The organism is Bacteroides timonensis (assembly GCF_000513195.1).
Lineage (GTDB): Bacteria > Bacteroidota > Bacteroidia > Bacteroidales > Bacteroidaceae > Bacteroides > Bacteroides timonensis.
Window position 1 is genome coordinate 278,357 of record NZ_CBVI010000001.1, and the last position, 20,824, is coordinate 299,180.

The window sequence follows — 20,824 nt, forward strand, 5'->3', positions numbered from 1 at the left end:
GCAATTTTTATAATCTGTTCTGAATATCTGAGTTACTATTACGTTGTCCCTTGCTGCGGATATCTCCACCAAACGTGTAGGAAACACCGATGCGGAAACCGGTAAAGGCAAACTGATTGTCCGTCGTCATCCGGACTCCATTGGAAACAGTTTCAAGCTTCGAATGGCTGATCAGAATATTGTTGACGTTCAGGCTAAGACTGAGCTTATTATCCAGCATGCGATAGAGCAAACCCGCACTGACACCATAAGTAGGTTTTATCAGATATACTCCACTATACTGACGTGAAGTAAACCAACCTGAAAGCGTTCCGATAAATGTCTTCTTCGGATTAAGGAAGAATGTATTGCGCAAACTGGCATTATAAGCCCATCCTTTCTCTTCGGCTGATGTGGAAGCGGCACTGGAAGTTGTACGGCTATAGTTTACACCATGCTGAACATAAGCCTGCATCCATTTTGTACGGAATGTATAGGAGTTATTCAACCCGAAAGAGTGTGTCTCCATAAAGTTATCCCACAGGAAAGAACTGATATTCGTTTCCGGATCTAAACCTACAACCTGAAAGAATACATCGTCCGAATAAGAATAAAAGGCAGAGATATTGAGATTGTTCTTGAATGTATAACCCAATTCGGCATTATACGTATAACTCGGCTTCAGGTCTTCCTTTCCGCAAGCATAGGTATACTTGTTCTGATAGAACGGGAAAGGGTTCACCATATTCTGTGAAGGGCGGGAAATGCGATTGGACAAACTAAGGTTCAACGCATTCTGCTCATTGGGTGAATACAGGAAATAGAGCGTAGGGAACAGACGGGTATAATCGTGCTTGTCCGTCGTATTCTCCGACTCAGAAATGCCGGTAGTACGGGTGTGTTCCATACGCAAGCCCAGCTGCATAGAGAACTGCTTGCCAAACGCGCGGTTATAGTCAGCGTAAAGAGCATAGATTTGTTCTTTATAGTGGAAATAATCGTCCTGCACCAGTGTCGGGTCCGAAGTATCATAATTGATACGGTTACGTGTATTCGTGAAAGAAACCTTGGCACCTGCGGTCACCTTATACTTCTCGAACGGAAGTGTAAAGTCAAGTGCAGAAGAGAATACATCTACTTTACGGTTTTGCAAATAACTGTAATCAAAATTGGTTCCGGGTATAGTTACACCGTCAGGAGTCTGAGTGTCAGACAGGAACCCCATGTGACTATCCCTTTTATCGTACAGGTAATCCACATCCCAGGTCATCTTTTTACCCTTATCACCCCAGGACTTGTCAGTATGGAAATTCAAGTTGATGCGGTCGGCTTTAGTTCCTTCCTCACTGTCAGAGAATAAAAGAGAATCCAGACGGGCAGTAGCCACATCATAAACTTCCGTAATAGAAACTGCTTTGGAATCTTTAGGGTTGCTGTGGTTGTAAACAGCTTGCAAACCTAACGTCCAGTTGCGTTCCAGCGCAAAGTCCACACCTGCCTGACCATAATAACTCTGCATATATTTCTTATAATCCGTACGCCCATCCCAAGTATTCTGAGCAAAATAGCGACGATTCGCCTCACGGTTCTCATAGTTACCTTGTGTAGTACCTGCATTGATGAAAGAAGATACGCGACCTTTGCTGATGTTCAGGTTTACACCACCATAACCGTAATTCTCCTTTTCGCCTGCATTATAAGAAGCGGACACCGTACCTCCCAGATAATCTTTAGGACGTGACTTCAGACGTATATTGATAATACCTGCATTACCAGCCGCATCATATTTGGATGGCGGAGTAGTAATTACTTCCACTTTCTGTATCTGAGAAGCGTCATAAGAACGGAGATAGTCAATCAACTCGTCACCGGAAAGTTTCGTTTCACGATCATTGATATATATCTTCACGCCTCCTTTACCTATGATATCAATACTATTCTGACCAACGCGCAGACCGGGCACTTCACGCAAAAGGTCGAGTGCATTTCCTCCGGCAGTAGCGATGGCATTATGTGTATCAAAAACAACTCTGTCTACCAGACGCTTGATTACCGGGCGGGCTGCCGTAACGGTTACTTCATTCAAAAAGGTAGAAGAGGATTTCAGGGTGAGCATACCTACATTCTTATTTCCCTGTAAGGAGACGGGCAAATAGATATCTTCACAACCTATCAGAGTAATATGCAACAGATATTCCCCTTTAGGTTGAGTAAAGGTAAAACACCCTTGTGCATCCGTCAGCATACCCGTAAGATAGGTGCTGTCTTTGGCCTGTTTCAGCAGAATGTTCGCTACTTCCACCGGCTGATTGTTTTCGTCCTGTACGCAACCGGAGAGTTGATAACTTTGAGCAGAAATAGAAACTGCCACACACATGATAAGGATTAAGAATCCGAGTCTTTTCCCGATAGTCTTCATTGAATTTGCTTTCATCGTTCGATTGATTTAAATGTTTCACTTTTCGTTTTTACCTGATGCAAAGTTAGGGGTGAAACATGTCTCAAGCACTCTATATCGGGATATAAAAGTTCTATATTAGAGACGCATACAGCACTAATTATCAACATATTAAATTTAAGGTTCTCTATATTTGCCTTTTGAGAGTCTATATACTATTTATATGCATGAATAGACGCGTTCATTTCCGCGAACCGGATACAGCTCCTATTTCATTTCCGCAAAAGAAACGAATCAATTCATTATTTCAATAGTTTATTTGTTCTAATTTATAACCACCAAAGATTAGTTTTGTAAATACTTGATTATCAAGCGTGCTATAATCATACTGAGACCCCCTAAGTATGCGACTGATCTCGCAAATGTTTTGTTTTATAAATATTTATTATTTATATTGAGAATGGGTACGCGGACGACGCGGATAGAGCGGACGAACGCGGAGTAAGATTTAGCTTCGCTGACCGTTGGTTCCCTTCGGTGTGCAAGTAACTTTTCATCCGCAGATAACGCAGATAACGCCGATCTTTTAAAGCTGCGCTATGTTTAACGGAAGATAAAAGGCATCAGCGTTATCTGCGTCATCTGCGGATGAAAAATAAAAATCCGCGTTCGTCCGCCTTGTCCGCGTCGTCAGCGTATCAATTTAGCTCATAACCGCTCAAACACGAATACACATAAGAGTGTGCGAAAAGCAGGTAATATTTGTTATTTCTCCAGAATAAAACCGACGATATCCTCTTTCTCCCCCATTCCCAGCTTTTTCCGGATATTCGTCTTCCGCTGATAAATAGTCGGAATGCTTTGCTGCGTCACTACACTAATCTCTTTTGTAGAGAACTCTGCACAAAGCAGACAACAGAGCTGCTGTTCTTTATCTATTAGTACAGAACCAAAACGTCCGTTCATTCGAGTATAAAAGCCATCGTATATACGATCGATCACGGGATACAAATCCTCCCACACCAAAAGACTTTCTACGGGCAACTCCCGGTTCGTAATGCCGGATATGCGGCGAAGTAAATCTTGATTTTGTGATGTAGGCTGCGTAGCGACCAAACGAATAATGCCCAACTGTTGCAAAAGTATTTTTCGGAAAAACTGTCCGTCTTCCACTTCCTGATTAACATTTCCGGTAGTCTCTGGTTCACTGTCTCCCTTCGTAGCATCTGCCAGCAAACGGTTCAGTGTTTCGATTCGCTCTTCCGCTTCAATCAGACGATGACGACGGGCCCGAATATAGAAAAAGGCACCACCACCCGTAACAACCAGTAACAGCAAACAAGCTAACAGCGTCAGTTGCGTCTCCTGTCGCTCTACCGTCAACTGCAAATTGGCATTCGAAAGTGATTCCTTACTTTCATCCTTCCGCTGAATGGTACTTTGCAAGGCATAAAGGGCATTGTGAACAGAATCATTATAACGCATCACTTTCAGGAAATCAAATGTACGATGACGTGTATAATCTATCAGTCCCTGATAATAAGTCATCATATTTTCTGTAGTTAAAAACTTCTCCCGGTGGCCAAATAGTGCTCTGCCCTGATCGAGGTAGTATTGGGCAGAATCCAACTCTCCCATTTTCAGGAAACATTCCGTCAGCACCAAGTCAGTCATGGCAACCTGCCCTTCATCAGACGCTAAATTCCGCAGGCGTTTTGACACTTCTGCCGACCTTTTATAATCATTGTTTATATAGGACAATAACTGCGCGTAGTTTCGCAGATAATGCACCAAGCGCATCGTATCTTTCTTTTTCTCCACCAGTTCAATGCTTCGGTCCATATAGTAAGAAGCCGAATCATTTCCCTGTAATCCCATGGCAATACCCAAAGAATAGCACAGGCCTTCATCTTCACGAATGGCAATCGCTCTGAGATGTGCTTCTATTGCCTTTTTATAATCCTTCTCAACGTACACATGCCTGTTTGCTTTCTCAGAAAGCATATTGACCATCAGATAAGTATCTCTACATGCCGTAGCCGCCGCAATACCGCTATCCAATACAGCCATAGCCTCTTCATGCTTTTTCTGCCAATATAAATATTTGGATTTCAACACGAATGAATTCAGCATCTTTACCGTGTCCGGACCGGCGACAAAATAATGAAATGCGGGTAAAATCAAAGAGTCTTCCGCCATGGAGGCTCCCCGTACATTATGTGCAAATGTACGCAGCCAGCCATACAACATTTTTTCCTCGAACGGCAACCGCTCCGGATTCTTGATTAACGACAGGAGTTTCATTGCACTATCCGCATTACCATAAACCACCGCATCCGCCTGGCGGAGCAAAGCAGTACTATCGGTATGCCTGCAAGCACACAGCAGAATACCACTTACAATAAAAAGATATAAGAGTTTCTTCATGTAGTATAGACCTGTACGGCCAACAAAAATAGATTCTTCTTTTTGATATTACTGCACAACAGCCTCACGTAATTGCTGCAAAGCCTGCTTCAGCACTGAACGGGGACAACCGATATTCAACCGCATAAAGCCCTCTCCCGGTTGACCAAACATAGTTCCGTCATTCAGAGCCAGATGTGCTTTCTCTGCAAAAAGTCGGGTTAACTCTTTCTGTGTCAGCCCCAAATCCCGGCAATCCAGGAAAACAAGATAAGAAGCTTGCGGGCGTATCATGCCAATGCCCGGAATATGTTCTTTCAGATATTCTTCTGTAAAATCTATATTCCCTTTTATATAATCAAGCATTTGCTCCAACCATTCTGCACCATGCATGTAAGCAGCTGCCGCACCGATATAGGCAAGCAAATGTCCTTCAGAAAACTCACCCGCCTCCATAAAGGTCTGAAAACGTTCACGAATATCCTTATCAACATTAATCGCATACGAGCTTCCCAATCCGGGCATATTGAATGCTTTACTGGGAGCCATGAAGACAAGTGAGTTCGATGCTGCTGCTTCGGAAACCGTAGCAAACGGATGGTGCTTATAAGGAGGCAAAGTCAGATCGGCATGAATCTCATCAGAAATCACAAATGTTCCATTACTATAACAGATAGCCGCTATTTCTTTCAACTCTTCTGCTGTCCATACACGTCCGCCGGGGTTATGGGGATTACAGAGAATCAGAACTTTACAACCTTGCAAATCTTTACGAAAACGCTCAAAATTGATATGATATTGTCCATCCTGTAATTCCAAGGGTGAATATACCACTTCACGCCCCATACGTTCAGTTACCAAGAAGAAAGGATGGTAAACAGGAGTCATCACCATTACCTTATCCCCCGGATTAGTGAAACATTGCAGGGCAAAAGCCTGCCCGCGAACGATTCCCGGAACGAATGTCAGCATCTCTCGGGATATATCCCACTGATGACGGTCGTGAAGCCATGTACAAATAGAAGTATACCACTCTTCACAAGCAAAAGTATATCCCAACACCTCATGTTCCAGGCGTTTTCTTAAAGCATCCATCACGAAAGGCGGAGTACGAAAGTCCATATCGGCCACCCACATAGGGAGCAAATCATCACGCCCCCAGATATTCTTTACACCGTCCCATTTCACCGAGTTAGTGCCACGACGTTCAATGATTTCATCAAAATTGTATTTCATTGCTGTTTGTTTTATATTCTATATTCCTGTAAATCAAGATTTCATTCTTCATCCGCAGATAGCGCGGATAACGCAGATTTCTTTTACTTCAATTTATAAATCCGTGTAATCTGTGTCATCTGCGGATGAAAAATTACCGCAAAAGAGTCATATTAAATCGGAAACACAACAAATACCGACACATCCCACACTGCATGCGACACAATCAATGCTCCCAATTTCTGCGGATACAATCGATAAACTAATCCCCAGATAGCACCAACCACCAACGCCGCCATCACCAGCATAAAGTTGAACGACCAGATATGTACCAATGCATAAACTAATGTTGTCACTATAAAACCGACATTCGGGCTCCAGCGCTTCGAAAGTGCATTCTGCACATATCCCCGCCAGAAGATTTCTTCGGCAGGACCTATCAATATGAGTAGTAATATGGAGAGTAACCAAGGATTTTCACCGGTTTTCATTCCGTAAATCAGTTCCACCTGCGGACGGGCAAAGTCGAAAAGCCAGGCGGAAGCCTTATCTCCCAACCAGAATACTCCCCACAAAACAACAGCCAATCCCACCCCTCCGGCAATATTCTTCCAATCGAACTTCACATCTTCTATCCACCACTGCGAACGAAGCGCAAAAGCCATATTCATCAACACAATAGCCGAAAAGCTCATGGCCGTCCAGAAGTTGAATATTCCGCTTGTCCAGGGAGAAAACATAAAGAACCACAAGAAAGCAGCTATCAATAAAGGAATAATAATTCGTTTCATACTATATCAGGAATGTAACAGTAAACAATAAACTGAACAAGAGTTGCAGTTTCGCCGTCTTTTCATCCAGATTGGATATGACACCAATCCCTTCTTTCGGCAACCGCAACATAGTCCGTGCATTGGCTATTGCAGGCAGAATTCCTACTATCGTCAATAAAGACCACCACGGAAAATATCCCAACGCTACACAAGCCGCGATCCACAGAAACGGGAAAAGCACCTCGAACATATATAGGTAAATATCCGTCTTCACCCCAAGCCTCATAGCAAGAGTACTAATCCGGGCCCTTACATCCGTACCTATATCACGCGTATTATTAGCATGCAGGATGGCTACTGTAATCAATCCCACCGGAACGATTATCAACCATACATCAGGCAGGAATTTCCCCATAGTAATATAAGATATACCCAAAGTAGGAAGTATGGCATAAGCTACAAAAATAACGAAATCTCCGAAAGCCCGGTATTTCAGCCACGGATAAAGCAGCGAACACAAAGCTCCACAAACACCTATCCACAACAAGGGAAGCCCCGTACAGACTACCAGCCAAAGACCGACCATCACCGCCGGCACCATCAGGCCTATGGCCAGGTTGCGTATCTCCAATGGCATGAATTGCCCGCTTGTCAGGGTCTTCACGCCAAATGTATCCACCCTGTCCACTCCCCGTTCAAAGTCGAAATAATCACTCCACGCATTTCCCGAAGCGTGGAAAATAACAATACCGACCAACCCTAACAGTCCGTTCGCCCATTCTATTACCCCGTATGCCCAATACAAATATGCCAGCGTGACAATCACCGGCATTGCTGATGCCGGAAACGACCAGGGGCGTACAGCTATCAGCCAATCTTTTAAGGAATGCTTCTTCATTTGCGATTTAACTGCGTTCAAAAACAGCTTTTATTATTTTATTAATGTATAATGACTATTTACGATTTCTTTAGGAGACAAAAGTACAAAATATCCTCACTTTTGAGTACTTTTGCATCCAAGTAAAATAGAAATTATATGATTAAAGCCCTGTTTTTTGACATCGACGGCACTTTAGTGAGTTTTAATACCCATGCTATTCCCCAAACCACCATCGAAGCCATCGCCGCTGCCAAAGCCAAAGGCATTCGGATTTTTATCGCTACGGGACGCCCCGCAGTTATCATCAACAACCTTTCTGCCTTGCAGGACCGCGGATTAATAGACGGTTATATAACCATGAACGGCGGATATTGTTTCGTAGGCGAAGAAGTGATTTACAAGAGCGCGATTCCCGCTGCTGACGTACAGACATTAGCACATATCTCCTCCGAACAGAATTTCCCCTGTATCTTTGTAGGCGAACATGATATCTGCGTCTGCCAGCCGGACGATATGGTGAAAAAGATATTCAACGATTATCTGAAAGTAGATGTGCTTCCCGTAAAGACACCTGAAGAAGCGATTCGCCGGGAGATCTTCCAGATGACACCGTTCATTACACTGGAGCAAGAGAAAGAGATTCTTCCCCAACTGCCGGACTGCGAATCCGGGCGTTGGTTTCCTGCTTTTGCCGATATCACCGCCAAAGGAAATACCAAACAAAAGGGTATCGACGAAATCATCAATCACTTCGGTATTCGCCTGGAAGAAACAATGGCATTTGGCGACGGAGGAAACGATGTAAGTATGCTGCGCCATGCCGCCATTGGAGTAGCAATGGGAAATGCCGTGGACGAAGTGAAGGAACATGCCAATTACATTACAACTTCGGTTGATGAAGATGGAGTAGCCAATGCACTTAAACATTTCTCCATTATATAGTCCTCTTTTTTATTACTAATTACTAATTACTAATTACTAATCTTGTCCCAAACAGTAGATACCAACAACAAAGAGTTCCAGGATGCTCTGAGTCTCATACAATATACCCGCCAGTCCGTGTTTCTGACCGGAAAGGCGGGTACGGGTAAATCTACCTTTCTGAGATATATCTGTGAGAATATAAAAAAGAAACATGTGGTACTGGCGCCTACCGGTATCGCCGCCATCAATGCCGGTGGCAGCACCCTGCATAGTTTTTTCAAGCTACCGTTTCATCCTTTGCTTCCCGACGACCCGAATCTGAGTTTGCAGCGCGGACGCATTCACGAATTCTTCAGATACACCAAACCCCAACGAAAACTACTGGAAGAACTGGAACTCATTATTATCGATGAGATTTCCATGGTACGGGCAGATATTATTGACGCCGTAGACCGTATCCTGCGTGTCTACTCACGCAACCTGCGCGAACCTTTCGGTGGGAAACAACTCTTGTTAGTAGGCGATGTTTTCCAGCTCGAACCTGTAGTGAAAGGCGATGAGCGGGAAATCCTGAACCGCTTCTATCCTACTCCTTACTTTTTCTCTGCAAGGGTTTTCAACCAGATAGACCTTGTTTCCATTGAACTTGAAAAGGTCTATCGCCAAACAGACAAAGTCTTTGTCAGCGTTCTGGACCATATTCGCAGCAATACTGCCGGTGCCGCTGACCTGCAACTACTCAATACCCGCTACGGAACCGACATCGAAGAGAATGAGAAAGATATGTATATCACCCTCGCTACGCGTCGCGATAACGTAGATTATATCAATGACCGGAAACTGGCAGAACTGCCCGGAGACGCTGTTACCTTCCGGGGAGAAGTCACTGGTGACTTTCCCGAAAGCAGTCTGCCCACTTCGCGTGAACTTGTACTGAAACCGGGTGCACAGGTCATATTTATCAAGAATGATTTCGACCGCCGCTGGGTAAACGGCACTATCGGTGTAGTAAGTGGGTTCGATGAGATAGAAGAAACGCTCTACGTCATCACTGATGATGGGAAAGAATGTGACGTCAAACCGGAGCATTGGAAAAACATTCGCTATAAATACAACGAAAAGAAAAAAGAAATTGAAGAAGAAGTGTTGGGCACCTTCTCCCAGTTTCCCGTACGATTAGCATGGGCTATCACCGTCCATAAAAGTCAGGGACTGACCTTTAGTCGTGTAGTCATCGATTTCACCGGCGGTGTATTTGCCGGTGGACAAGCGTACGTCGCCCTCAGCCGCTGCACCTCACTGGAAGGTATTCAACTAAAGAAACCTGTGAATCGGGCTGATATCTTTGTACGCCCGGAAATAGTGAATTTTGCCGAACGTTTCAATAACCGGCAGGCCATAGACCGAGCCCTGAAACAGGCGCAAGCTGACGTAGAATATGCTGCTGCAACCAAAGCATTCGATAAAGGAGATTTCGAAGTCTTCCTCAACCATTTCTTTAAAGCTATACACTCCCGATACGACATAGAAAAGCCTGTTATTCAACGCCTCATCCGTCGCAAGTTAGGTGTTATCAACAAGCTACGAGACAACAACGATCAACTAAAATCCCAAATGGCAGAGCAACAGAAACGGTTGCAAGCCTATGCACGTGAGTATTATCTGATGGGTAATGAGTCCATTACTCTTGCCCATGACTCTCGTGCCGCCATCGCCAACTACGACAAAGCGCTGGAACTTTATCCGGAATATACGGATGCATGGATACGTAAAGGCATCACCCTCTTCAATGACGGCAGATATCTTGAAGCGGAAGAATGCCTGACACGTGCCGTCAAACTACGTCCGGCTGAATTTAAAGCTGTTTACAACCGGGGAAAATTACGTCTGAAACAGCAAGAAACCGAAGGCGCCATAGCTGATCTGGACAAAGCCACCACCCTGAAACCGGAGCATGCCGGAGCGCATGAACTTTTCGGAGATGCCCTGATGCAGGCAGGAAAAGAAGTAGAGGCAGCATTGCAGTGGCGACTGGCAGAAGAACTTCGAAAAAAATCATCCAAGAAATAAGCCACACTTATTTGAGAATAAGAAACTTATTCCCTACTTTTGTGTCATTATATATAGACTAATTATCAGCCCTATGCTTCTGAAACTTTACGAAAAGAACAATAATCCACAAGACCTGCAACAGGTAGTGGATATTTTGAATGACGGTGGCCTCATCATCTATCCCACTGATACCATGTACGCCATTGGTTGCCATGGGCTGAAAGAACGTGCCATCGAACGTATCTGCCGTATCAAAGAGATAGATCCGCGCAAGAATAACCTTTCCATTATTTGCTATGATTTAAGTAGCATCAGCGAATATGCAAAGGTAGATAACAATACGTTCAAACTGATGAAACGCAACCTGCCCGGTGCTTTCACTTTCATCCTGAACGGAACTACCCGCCTGCCAAAGATTTTCCGTAATCGAAAAGAAGTAGGTATCCGTATGCCCGACAATGCCATTATCCAGGAAATAGCCCGTATTCTGGACGCTCCCATCATGACTACCACTCTTCCTCACGAAGCGCACGAAGATATAGAATACTGCACCGATCCGGAATTGATTGATGAAAAATTCGGCGACCTTGTCGATCTGGTTATTGACGGTGGCATCGGTGGTACAGAATCTTCTACCATTGTAGACTGCACAAGTGGAGAAATTGAAGTTATCCGTCAGGGAAAAGGCTGGTTGAATGAAGGATAACCAACCAAATGCCCACTTTGTTTGTTTCTTATAGAAAACAGCAAAAAGGATATGAGTACAAAAGAACAATACTGGAAATATTCACTAATCACTATAATCATCGGGCTGGGTATAATCCTGTTCCTACAAATTACTCCCTTTCTGGGCGGTTTATTAGGTGCATTAACCATCTATATCCTGGTCAGAAGACAGATGATACATCTGACCGACAAACGGAAGATGAAACGAAGTGTGGCTGCAACCCTTATTACTACCGAAGCCATCCTCTTCTTTCTGGTTCCTTTGGCGCTGGCAGTCTGGTTATTAGTCAGCAAATTGCAGGATATCAATCTGGATCCGCAGAGTATCATTGCCCCGATTGAAAGTGCAGCAAATATCATCAAGGAAAAAACCGGTTATGACGTACTGGGCAAGGATACCACTTCCTTTATTATCTCCGCACTTCCTGCCATAGGGCAATTCGTCATGGGCAGTATCAGTAGTTTTGCGGTCAACCTTTTCGTTCTGGTATTCGTGCTCTACTTTATGCTGATAGGCGGACAGAGGATGGAGAAATACATCAGCGAAATACTTCCTTTCAGTGAAGCCAATACAGAACATGTAGTGCACGACATCAAGATGATTGTCCACTCCAACGCTGTCGGTATTCCTTTGCTGGCAATCATACAAGGTGGAGTAGCCATGATCGGTTACTGGTTCTTTGATGTACCGGACATTCTGCTTACAGGATTCCTTACCTGCCTTGCAACGGTCATCCCCATGGTAGGTACAGCACTGGTATGGTTCCCGATTGCCGTTTATATGGCCTTATCCGGTGACTGGTTCAATGGTATCGGGTTAGCGATATTCGGAACACTGATCATCTCTCAGCTCGACAACCTGATACGTTTCATTCTGCAAAAGAAAATGGCTGATATACATCCGCTTATCACAATATTCGGGGTCGTCATCGGTCTTTCTCTATTCGGTTTTATGGGGGTCATCTTCGGACCGCTATTACTCTCGCTGTTCTTCCTTTTTGTGGATATGTTCAAGAGGGAATATCTGGATGGAAAGAAATAAGGCTATTAATTCACAACATCTTTCAATTTTATTGCCTGAAACGTAATATGAGCTACACTGCTCTCATAAAGAATACCAATAGTTTCTTTATCGATCATGCTGAGACAAGTGTATCCCCAGTTATTGCCCTCATCCAACAAAAGCTGATGCTCCGGAAGCCAGGTGATGCCACCGTCCAGACTTATTTTTATAGTAATATCACGACGCCCCTTCGTTGTATTGGGGTTAGAGAAGATAAGCAAGTCCCGATTCAAGACATTATCTTTCGCTTTTACACTTATCAGACTTGCCATACAAACCGGTTCTTGCAATGCTTTGCGTGAAGATTCATGTTCGGTCCATGACTTACCTAAATCTTTCGTAATTGCTACGGCACGGCTACCGCCCCGGTTATCACGCATATTCAACATCAGTACACCCGACTCAACCTCAGCAACCTGTGCTTCTGTAGTATTTGTACGGGCATAATTATGCATTCTCCAACTTTTTCCTCTATCCTTGCTATACATGATACCTGCATTCGGCACACGGGTGGAGTCTATGAACTGCGTGGGAAAAACCAAAGTACCATCCTCCATCGTTATTCCCCGTCCGGGACCTTGCAACAGAAAATACCAGGAAGGATCTTTCACTTGCTCTGTTATATTTATAGGCTCTGACCATGTTTTACCATCATCTGTACTTTTCGCCAAAACAAGCTGCGCAGTGTGGTTTATATCCATCCCCGGATGCGAACTCCACCAGGCACGCTGATTTCCCATGCCATGAGTCCAGGCAGCAACGATCCACACATTATTGGTTTTCGTATCTACCAATATGGCAGGGTCTCCCACTCCATTTTGAGCCGAAGGCAATCCGGCCGTTTCACCAAAAGCCAGAGGCAGGCGCATCTTTTCCCATGTTTTCCCACCATCTGTGCTGCGGCTCAACCCTATATCTATATGTTCCTGTAAATCGACGCTGCTATTATAACGCACATCATATACACCCAATAAAGTTCCTTTGTTTGTAGTCACCAAGCCCGGAATACGATATGCCGCCGAATTGTCATCACCGGCATGGCGCACGCCCACTCCCATCCGATGCTCAATACCTTGCCGGAAGACGATATCCAAAAGTGCTTTCTTACCATCCAGAGTAGCGGAAGTCACAACCGCCATTACCTTAGTATCCAACGCAGTTTCCGGCTTCATCCGCAAACTAATCCAAAAGAAATTAATACCGGGAAATAGTTTCTGGTTAGCGACAAGAACAACACGATTCTGCGGATTAGCAACTTCCGCTTTTTGTATGGAATAAGAAGGGTTAGCCGCCAGAGTCTTCCCAGGCGTATGACTTGAAATGTATTCTACAGGGGCAAAACGTTCCTTCCTCTTATCCTGTAATGCTTCCGTACCACTATAATAAAGTTTCACAGACTGGATTGCGGACAGGTTCGTATCCTTTCCAAAATCCAAAACGATCTCATCCAACACTTTGCTCTCCTTTGCGTCCAGGCGCAAACAGAACAAAACATTATCCGCCCTTTCTATCAGAACAGGAATCTGTGTCTCCCGAACAAAAATTGTATCCGCAGCACGGACAACTGGAACTGAACACAGTAAACAGAATAATAAAAACAGGATTGCCGGCTTCTTCATAATATTAGATCAAGTTAATAGCGTGTTATTGGTTACAAAGATAACATTCAATAATAAAAATCCCATATTTGCCGCCGTAAAGTATTCTTTTTATCTGCTTCTCCCCCCAACATCCCCTTTTCTTGAAGTTGATAAAGTCTCTCCAATAGAATCACGACTTGCTTTTCACAAATATGCATATCACAAACTTCTTTAATCCAGTCCACTGTTTCCTCAAAAACAGCAACAGAAGAAAGACAGAGTACTTTTTGTTTTTCCGGCTTCCGAAGCATATCAGCCAAAAATGACAGGATTTTGGAGACCATCTTTTTACTGCGACCATGAAGGCGGGATTTCGGGTTCTTTAAGCGTAGCAGAAAATATTCTCCAATCCATAAGGAAGCAATAAATGCTTCCGGAGAAGGTTGCTTCAAACCTTTCCAAAATTTAATCAGAAAGGTATCTACCTCTTCCAATATTCCATCCGTATCATCATCTATATAAAATCTGTGGGCAAGACATTCTATTACACATCCCAATTTAGCCGCACAAATCCCATTTCTGGTATCACTGACTACTTTTTCCGCTTCCCTTAAAAAGTTAAAAGCATTATCCTCTTCTATGCGATCATCGTACAATCGAAATTGACGGAACAGCGAAAGGGAATGGCATAGCAGGTCGTCGTAAGGGCAATCTATATCATTCATAGAAAACGACTTATTGCGCAGCCCGCTTCGCACCTACTTAGTGGAAACGAACTGCGCAAATTACCTTTATACAAGCCGTATATTTACTTCAGCAAAGAAGCCGGATCCAAATGGTCAGCTTCTATATCTTTAAAATAGCGGTATGTGCCTACTTTCAGTTCAAAAGTGGCTGCATCATCAGCTACAATGATACCCTTCTCATGCATCTGCAAAGCACTGATGGTCCACATCTGATTGATAGAACCTTCTACTGCATGATAGAGCGCGCGAGCTTTATTATGTCCGTTCACAATAATCATCACTTCCTTGGCAGAAAGCACTGTACCTACACCAACAGTCAATGCCGTTTTGGGCACTTTGTTTACATCATTGTCAAAGAAACGGGAATTGGCGATAATCGTATCAGTCGTCAAGGTCTTCTGACGTGTGCGGGAAGACAGAGAAGAACCCGGTTCATTGAAGGCAATGTGTCCGTCAGGACCAATACCACCCATAAACAGGTCGATACCGCCGTAAGACTTGATTTTTTCTTCGTAACGGGCACATTCAGCATCCAGGTCGGCCGCATTCCCGTTCAGGATATTGGTATTCTCCGGTTTGATGTCGATATGGTTGAAGAAGTTGTTCCACATGAAAGAGTAGTAGCTTTCCGGATGTTCTTTGGGCAGACCCACATACTCATCCATATTAAAAGTAACCACGTTCTGGAAAGAAATAATTCCTTTCTTATTCAGGTCTATCAACTCCTTGTACATGCCGAGCGGTGACGAACCGGTAGGGCAACCCAGAACAAACGGTTTTTCAGGCGTCGGATTAGCGGCCTTAATTTTAGCGGCTACGTAATGAGCAGCCCACTTGGATACGGATTGATAATCCGGTTGAATGATTAATCTCATTGTGATTGTTTTTTATCAGGTTAATAAATTAGGGGTATCTTATCAAGAATTACTATTCCCTGTCCTTCTTCAGGCGTTCAGCCATAGAACGTGCCAGGTGTTCGCATTGTTCGTAAGTGATGTCCTTCATCGCTTGCTTCATCTCTACAGGGTCGGCTATAATTTCAAACTTGCTCTTCTCGGCAAACTCAGCCATACGCTTCACCGCAGCACCCGCCCACGTGAACGATCCGAAGTAACCCAGATAGCGGCCTTTAACTTCGCGTATCAGTATTTTGGAAAGCAGGGACTCGATATCCGGATAAATCTGATTGCTGTAAGTGGGACTACCAATAATCAGACCACGGTATTTGAAGATATCTGCAATGATATAGGAAGGATTGCTTTTGCTGACGTTGTGCATCACGATATTCTTGATGCCCTGTGCAGATAGCTCCGCTGCGATGGCTTCCGCCATTTGCTCTGTATGGCCATACATGGAACCGTAAGCTATCACCACTCCTTCATCGGCAGCATAGCGACTTAGTTTATCGTAAATGCCTATTACTTTACTTATATACTCTGTCCAAACAGGTCCATGGGTAGAGCAGATGGTCGTGATGTGCAATCCTCCCAATTTCTGCAAAGCCTTCTGTACCGGAGAACCGTATTTACCAACGATATTGGAGTAATAGCGCACCATTTCATCCCAATAACGATCCGTATTGATACGGGTATCAAGGAAACCACCGTCCAACGTACCGAAACATCCGAAACCATCGCCGGAGAACAGTACACCTTCCGTTTCGTCAAAAGTCATCATAGTTTCGGGCCAGTGCACCATCGGTGTCAGGTAGAAACGCAGTTTGTGATGTCCCAATGCCAGGAAATCGTCGTCTTTTACAACGTATTGTTCGCCTGTCACACCATAGTAACCTTCAATCATACCGAAGGTTTGCTTGTTACCGACAATGACAATATCGGGATAATGTTGTTTAATAAGGCGGATCGAACCGGAATGGTCGGGCTCCATGTGGTTAATGATGAGATACTGGATAGGACGTTCGCCAATAATACTTTTTATTTTACGAAGATATACTTCGAAATAACAAGCATCTACCGTATCAATCAAAGCCACTGTTTCGTCGTCTATCAGGTAAGAGTTATAAGACACTCCATAAGGTAGTGGCCACAAGCCTTCAAACAGGTGCTTGTTACGGTCATTTACTCCTACATAGTGTATTTTTCCTTTTATCATAGTCTTCTGGTTCATAAAACTTCTTTATTTAGATTGATTCTATATTCAAACAGCCGCAAAAATAAGTTTTTTTTCTCACATATCATATTTCTTTCCCTGATAAGCTCCGAGCTGACGCATTTTTTTTTGTATCCGATGATTAAATTCATAATTTTTCAGTCCCCAGTCGGGTGCAATTAACAATTCTTTAGGAGACTGCGAAACAAAGCGTTCTAAAACTAAATCGGGGCGCAGATGCTCTATATAGTCTATTACCAAATCAATATATTCTTCTACCCCGAAAAGGTGGAAGTCTTCGGGATGTTGTTCATATTCATGTGCCATACGGGTACCGCGTATCAACTGCAATTGATGCATTTTGAGAGTTGTAATCGGAAGGCGCGACAGCGTAGCGGCCTGTGCAACCAAGTCTTCATGCGTTTCACCGGGAAGTCCCAATATAACATGCCCACCGGTAAGAATGCCACAGGCAACAGTTCTTTCCACAGCATCTACCGTATCCTGAAAAGTGTGTCCGCGATTGATTCGGCGGAGTGTGGCATCGTGGGTGCTTTCAATACCATATTCAACCAACAGGAAAGTGTTTTTATTCACTTCTTCCAGATAATGCAGCAAAGTATCCGGCATACAATCCGGCCGGGTACCGATGACCAGACCGACCACATCGGGAACAGACAGTGCTTCCTCATATTTCCGCTTCAATGCTTCCAATTCACCGTAAGTATTGGTGTATGCCTGAAAGTAGGCAAGGTATTTCATTTCGGGATACTTATGGGCGAAAAAGACTTTCCCCTCTTCCAACTGCTGAGTTACAGATTTTTCCGTACGACAGTATTCGGGATTGAAAGTCTGATTATTGCAATAGGTACAACCGCCATATCCTTTCACACCATCCCGATTCGGGCAGGTGAAACCGGCATTCAGTGATATTTTCTGTACCTTATACGGAAAATAACGTTTCAGGAAAAGCGGAAACTCATTATATAATATAGGTGCTACATCCATAAAGCTGTTATTTGTTACAAAAATAAGGCTTTTCTTTGAGATAAAGCTTCGGTTAGGATACAAATGTGAGCCCGGAAAAAGGTGTCGCACATAAAAGTTGAATTCAGCGTTCAATGAAAAGTTGATTCAAGTTACCCTCACTGCTCTCACTTTTAGTGTGTAATCGCTGATAGTTAAGATATTAAGTGTGGTGGTAGTAAAAAATCCGGTGTGAGGGCAAGGGGTTGCTCTCACTTTCGCAGTCAAACCATATAGGACGGGGCATTCATTCATTTCATATCAGTCACTATTCTACTAAGAACCAGCGAAATACCCCACCAGCCTTAGGAATAATCAGGTGTTGACCTTGGTTAACAGGCTTATCAACCAAGGTTGACGGACCTGTTTACCAAGGTTGGCAGGGCTGTTAACCAAGGTCAACACCCGGTAAAGCCTACTGCAAAAGTTCAAACAGACATAGCCAAAACAAATAATCACCTGATATCAAATACGATTTATGCATATCCGGTACATAACCGAGCCGTATCTGAACCGTATTTGCTATAACTCACATATCCACCTAACAGCTCCGGAGACAAACGTTAACGAACATAAAACCATTTATTTTGTATTGCATTAAAAAATGTTTCTCCCATTGATAATAAACAAGATAGAATACGAGCGTTGCACATCAGGACGAATCCATTAAATACATTTTAGTGATCAGCAACATGTTTTACATACATTTCCTTCTATAAAGAAGCATGGAAAACGAAATTAATTCATAGCTTTGCCTAAAACCTTGATAGATCAACCTATAAATACTATAACACCATGGCTACCATCGCTCTCGACATAGGCGGCACCAAAATAGCAAGCGCTATTTTCCTCCCTGACGGAAGTATGTTGTTCAACCGAAAGCGTCTGCTGAAAGGAAGAACGGGACACGAAGTAGGCAAACTTGCCGCAGAAATCCTTGCTAAACTCCTGACTGTTGCCCGCAGAAGCCGTATCCAGATTGACGGCGTCGGTATATGTGTCCCCGGCATTGTCTATTCGCAGACGGGACGTGTATGGGCCCCGAACATCCCCGGCTGGGAAAACTACCCGCTACAAGAAGTACTCCGTACCGTAACGGCACCGGATATAGAAATCTACATCGACAGCGACCGTACTTGCTATATGTATGGAGAAATGTGGCAGGGAGCAGCCAAAGACTGCCATAGTGCAGTATTCATTGCCGTAGGAACCGGTATAGGCGCTGGAATCATCATCGACGGACACGTGTTGCACGGCGCAAACGACATCATCGGCGCTACCGGCTGGATGGCACTGCAACCTCCTTATAAAGAAGAATACGATGCCTGCGGTTGTTTCGAATATTATGCCTCGGGAAATGGTATCGGAGCCAGAGTGCGGGATGCAGTCCGTGCAAATAAAGCTTATAAAGGACGCTTACGTCAAAAACCTATCTGCCGCATTTCCGCTTATGATGTATTCAGCGCATACAATGAGGAAGATCCGATTGCAGTTTCCGTACTACACAAAGCCATAGAAATGTGGGGAATGGCCTCTGCCAACTTTGTCAGCCTGCTGAATCCGCAAAAGATAATCTGGGGTGGAGGGGTATTCGGCCCTGCCGGTATCTTTATAGATGATATCTACAAAGAAGCCTGCAAATGGGCACAACCGCTCAGTATCAAGCAGGTGGAATTTGTAGCCTCTCAATTGTCCGGTAATGCCGGACTGATAGGAGCTGCCTTTCTCGCTATTAAAAAGCACCTGTACGAGTAATCTTACCACCTTACTTATCTTTATTATATTAATATGAGTAGTTACAACAAGAATCTGGTTTTCACGGCTGCGTGCATCGGTATGTGCTTCTTTGGCATTTCGATGATCACCCTGGGCTCGGTACTACCGTCCCTCACCACCAAACTGGGTTTGGACAATCTCCAAGCCACCGCACTGGTGACATTCCTGCCTCTCGGTTTATTGGGAGGCTCCCTGTTGTTCGGTCCTATTGTAGATCGCTTCGGACACAAAGCGTTACTGCTGCTCAGTTGTCTGGTCGTGTTGCTCGGACTGGAAGGAATTGCTTTCTTTACAAGTATCCCATTGTTGCAACTTTCCATTATCGGCATCGGCCTGGGAGGAGGGATTCTGAACGGTGAAACAAATGCTTTAGTAGCTGATATTTCCGACGAAGCGGAGAAAGGTTCGCGCCTTAGTCTGCTGGGTGCATTCTATGGTATCGGTGCGCTGGGGATTCCTGTATTACTCAGTTTCCTGTCCGGATATTATTCTTTTGAAATTATACTGCAAGGCACGGGCGTTGTAATGCTGGCAGGTATCCTGTTCTGTCTCGGTGTACGCTTCCCCGCCCCCAAACAGCCACAAGGATTCCCAATCAAAGAAGGACTGGGGTTGTTAAAAGAAAGCAGCTTATTATTACTCAGTTTTATCCTCTTTTTCCAAAGCGGTATCGAAGGTGTATGCAATAACTGGACTACACTCTACCTGGGACAAACCACCAACATCCCCGAAAACCGGGCGCTCATGGCACTGACTTGCATGGTGGCCGGACTGACTGTTGCCCGTCTGTTGCTGGTGGTTCTCTTCAAAAAGATAAAACAGGAAACTGTTCTTCGCGCCAGCCTGATTACGGCCGCAATAGGTTTTGCACTGCTCACTTTTTCACCGGACTTTGCACGTGCTGCCATAGACATGGTGCTTGTCGGTGCAGGACTGGCATCTACTTTCCCCGTCATACTCAGCATTGTCGGCAGCCGGTACGCTTCTCTGTCGGGAACGGCATTCAGTGTGGCCCTTGTTATAGCTCTGATCGGACAGACATTACTGAACAGCCTCACGGGAATTATCTCGCAAGGATACAGTATCGTTGTGTATCCTTATATGATGATTGCCTCCCTGCTCATCATGCTTCTATTGTTTAAACGCTCACTCAAATAAAAGAAATTATTTA

16 protein-coding genes are annotated in these 20,824 nt (G+C 44.2%); 6 read left to right on the plus strand and 10 right to left on the minus strand.

Translation table 11 applies throughout. The features are described from left to right. Positions 1 to 7: 7 nt before the first annotated feature. From BN161_RS01010 to BN161_RS01030, 5 genes are all read right to left on the minus strand, one after another. The gene (locus BN161_RS01010) at positions 8 to 2,413 is read right to left on the minus strand and encodes a TonB-dependent receptor domain-containing protein (RefSeq protein ID WP_044262271.1); all 2,406 of its coding nucleotides are present in this window, start codon (positions 2,411 to 2,413) and stop codon (positions 8 to 10) included. A gap of 729 nt (positions 2,414 to 3,142) precedes the next feature. Next, on the minus strand, positions 3,143 to 4,804 hold the full coding sequence (locus tag BN161_RS01015; protein WP_044262272.1) for a helix-turn-helix transcriptional regulator: 1,662 nt from the start codon (positions 4,802 to 4,804) through the stop codon (positions 3,143 to 3,145). A 48-nt stretch (positions 4,805 to 4,852) separates the two neighbouring features. Further along, on the minus strand, positions 4,853 to 6,019 hold the full coding sequence (locus BN161_RS01020) for a MalY/PatB family protein (RefSeq protein WP_044262273.1): 1,167 nt from the start codon (positions 6,017 to 6,019) through the stop codon (positions 4,853 to 4,855). A 152-nt stretch (positions 6,020 to 6,171) separates the two neighbouring features. Next, positions 6,172 to 6,789 carry a CPBP family intramembrane glutamic endopeptidase gene (locus BN161_RS01025; protein ID WP_044262274.1) on the minus strand — a complete coding sequence of 206 codons (618 nt, stop codon included), beginning with the start codon at positions 6,787 to 6,789 and terminating at the stop codon, positions 6,172 to 6,174. 1 nt (position 6,790) lies between these two features. After that, the gene (locus tag BN161_RS01030) at positions 6,791 to 7,669 is read right to left on the minus strand and encodes a prenyltransferase (protein WP_044262275.1); all 879 of its coding nucleotides are present in this window, start codon (positions 7,667 to 7,669) and stop codon (positions 6,791 to 6,793) included. A gap of 138 nt (positions 7,670 to 7,807) precedes the next feature. Here BN161_RS01030 and BN161_RS01035 point away from each other — a divergent pair, with 138 nt between their 5' ends. The 4 genes from BN161_RS01035 to BN161_RS01050 all read left to right on the plus strand — a co-directional run bounded on the left by BN161_RS01035 (position 7,808) and on the right by BN161_RS01050 (position 12,395). Beyond that, on the plus strand, positions 7,808 to 8,593 hold the full coding sequence (locus BN161_RS01035; RefSeq protein ID WP_044262276.1) for a Cof-type HAD-IIB family hydrolase: 786 nt from the start codon (positions 7,808 to 7,810) through the stop codon (positions 8,591 to 8,593). Positions 8,594 to 8,635: 42 nt separating this feature from the next. Then, the gene (locus BN161_RS01040; protein WP_044262277.1) at positions 8,636 to 10,645 is read left to right on the plus strand and encodes an AAA family ATPase; all 2,010 of its coding nucleotides are present in this window, start codon (positions 8,636 to 8,638) and stop codon (positions 10,643 to 10,645) included. A gap of 73 nt (positions 10,646 to 10,718) precedes the next feature. Then, complete coding sequence (locus BN161_RS01045; RefSeq protein ID WP_044262278.1) at positions 10,719 to 11,333, plus strand: L-threonylcarbamoyladenylate synthase; 615 nt, start codon at positions 10,719 to 10,721, stop codon at positions 11,331 to 11,333. A gap of 51 nt (positions 11,334 to 11,384) precedes the next feature. Continuing rightward, the gene (locus tag BN161_RS01050; protein WP_044262279.1) at positions 11,385 to 12,395 is read left to right on the plus strand and encodes an AI-2E family transporter; all 1,011 of its coding nucleotides are present in this window, start codon (positions 11,385 to 11,387) and stop codon (positions 12,393 to 12,395) included. Positions 12,396 to 12,400: 5 nt separating this feature from the next. Here the strand turns inward: BN161_RS01050 and BN161_RS01055 are convergent, their stop codons facing one another. The 5 genes from BN161_RS01055 to BN161_RS01075 form a co-directional block, all read right to left on the minus strand. Then, positions 12,401 to 14,035 (minus strand): sialidase family protein, encoded by a 1,635-nt coding sequence (locus BN161_RS01055; RefSeq protein ID WP_044262280.1) that lies wholly within the window; start codon positions 14,033 to 14,035, stop codon positions 12,401 to 12,403. A gap of 47 nt (positions 14,036 to 14,082) precedes the next feature. Beyond that, complete coding sequence (locus BN161_RS01060) at positions 14,083 to 14,721, minus strand: hypothetical protein (RefSeq protein ID WP_044262282.1); 639 nt, start codon at positions 14,719 to 14,721, stop codon at positions 14,083 to 14,085. An 83-nt stretch (positions 14,722 to 14,804) separates the two neighbouring features. Continuing rightward, a complete protein-coding gene (nagB, locus tag BN161_RS01065) occupies positions 14,805 to 15,617 on the minus strand; it encodes a glucosamine-6-phosphate deaminase (RefSeq protein ID WP_044262283.1) in 813 nt (270 codons plus the stop codon). Between the two features lie 52 nt (positions 15,618 to 15,669). Then, a complete protein-coding gene (locus tag BN161_RS01070; protein ID WP_007212511.1) occupies positions 15,670 to 16,869 on the minus strand; it encodes an FprA family A-type flavoprotein in 1,200 nt (399 codons plus the stop codon). Between the two features lie 60 nt (positions 16,870 to 16,929). Further along, positions 16,930 to 17,859, minus strand: coding sequence for a TIGR01212 family radical SAM protein (locus BN161_RS01075; protein WP_044262284.1), 930 nt, complete (start codon positions 17,857 to 17,859; stop codon positions 16,930 to 16,932). 813 nt (positions 17,860 to 18,672) lie between these two features. Here BN161_RS01075 and BN161_RS01080 point away from each other — a divergent pair. Next, positions 18,673 to 19,632, plus strand: a complete 960-nt coding sequence (locus BN161_RS01080; protein ID WP_044262285.1) for an ROK family protein — start codon at positions 18,673 to 18,675, stop codon at positions 19,630 to 19,632. 33 nt (positions 19,633 to 19,665) lie between these two features. After that, entirely contained in the window at positions 19,666 to 20,811 is a 1,146-nt protein-coding gene (locus tag BN161_RS01085; protein WP_044262286.1) for an MFS transporter, read from the plus strand. Positions 20,812 to 20,824: the final 13 nt, after the last annotated feature.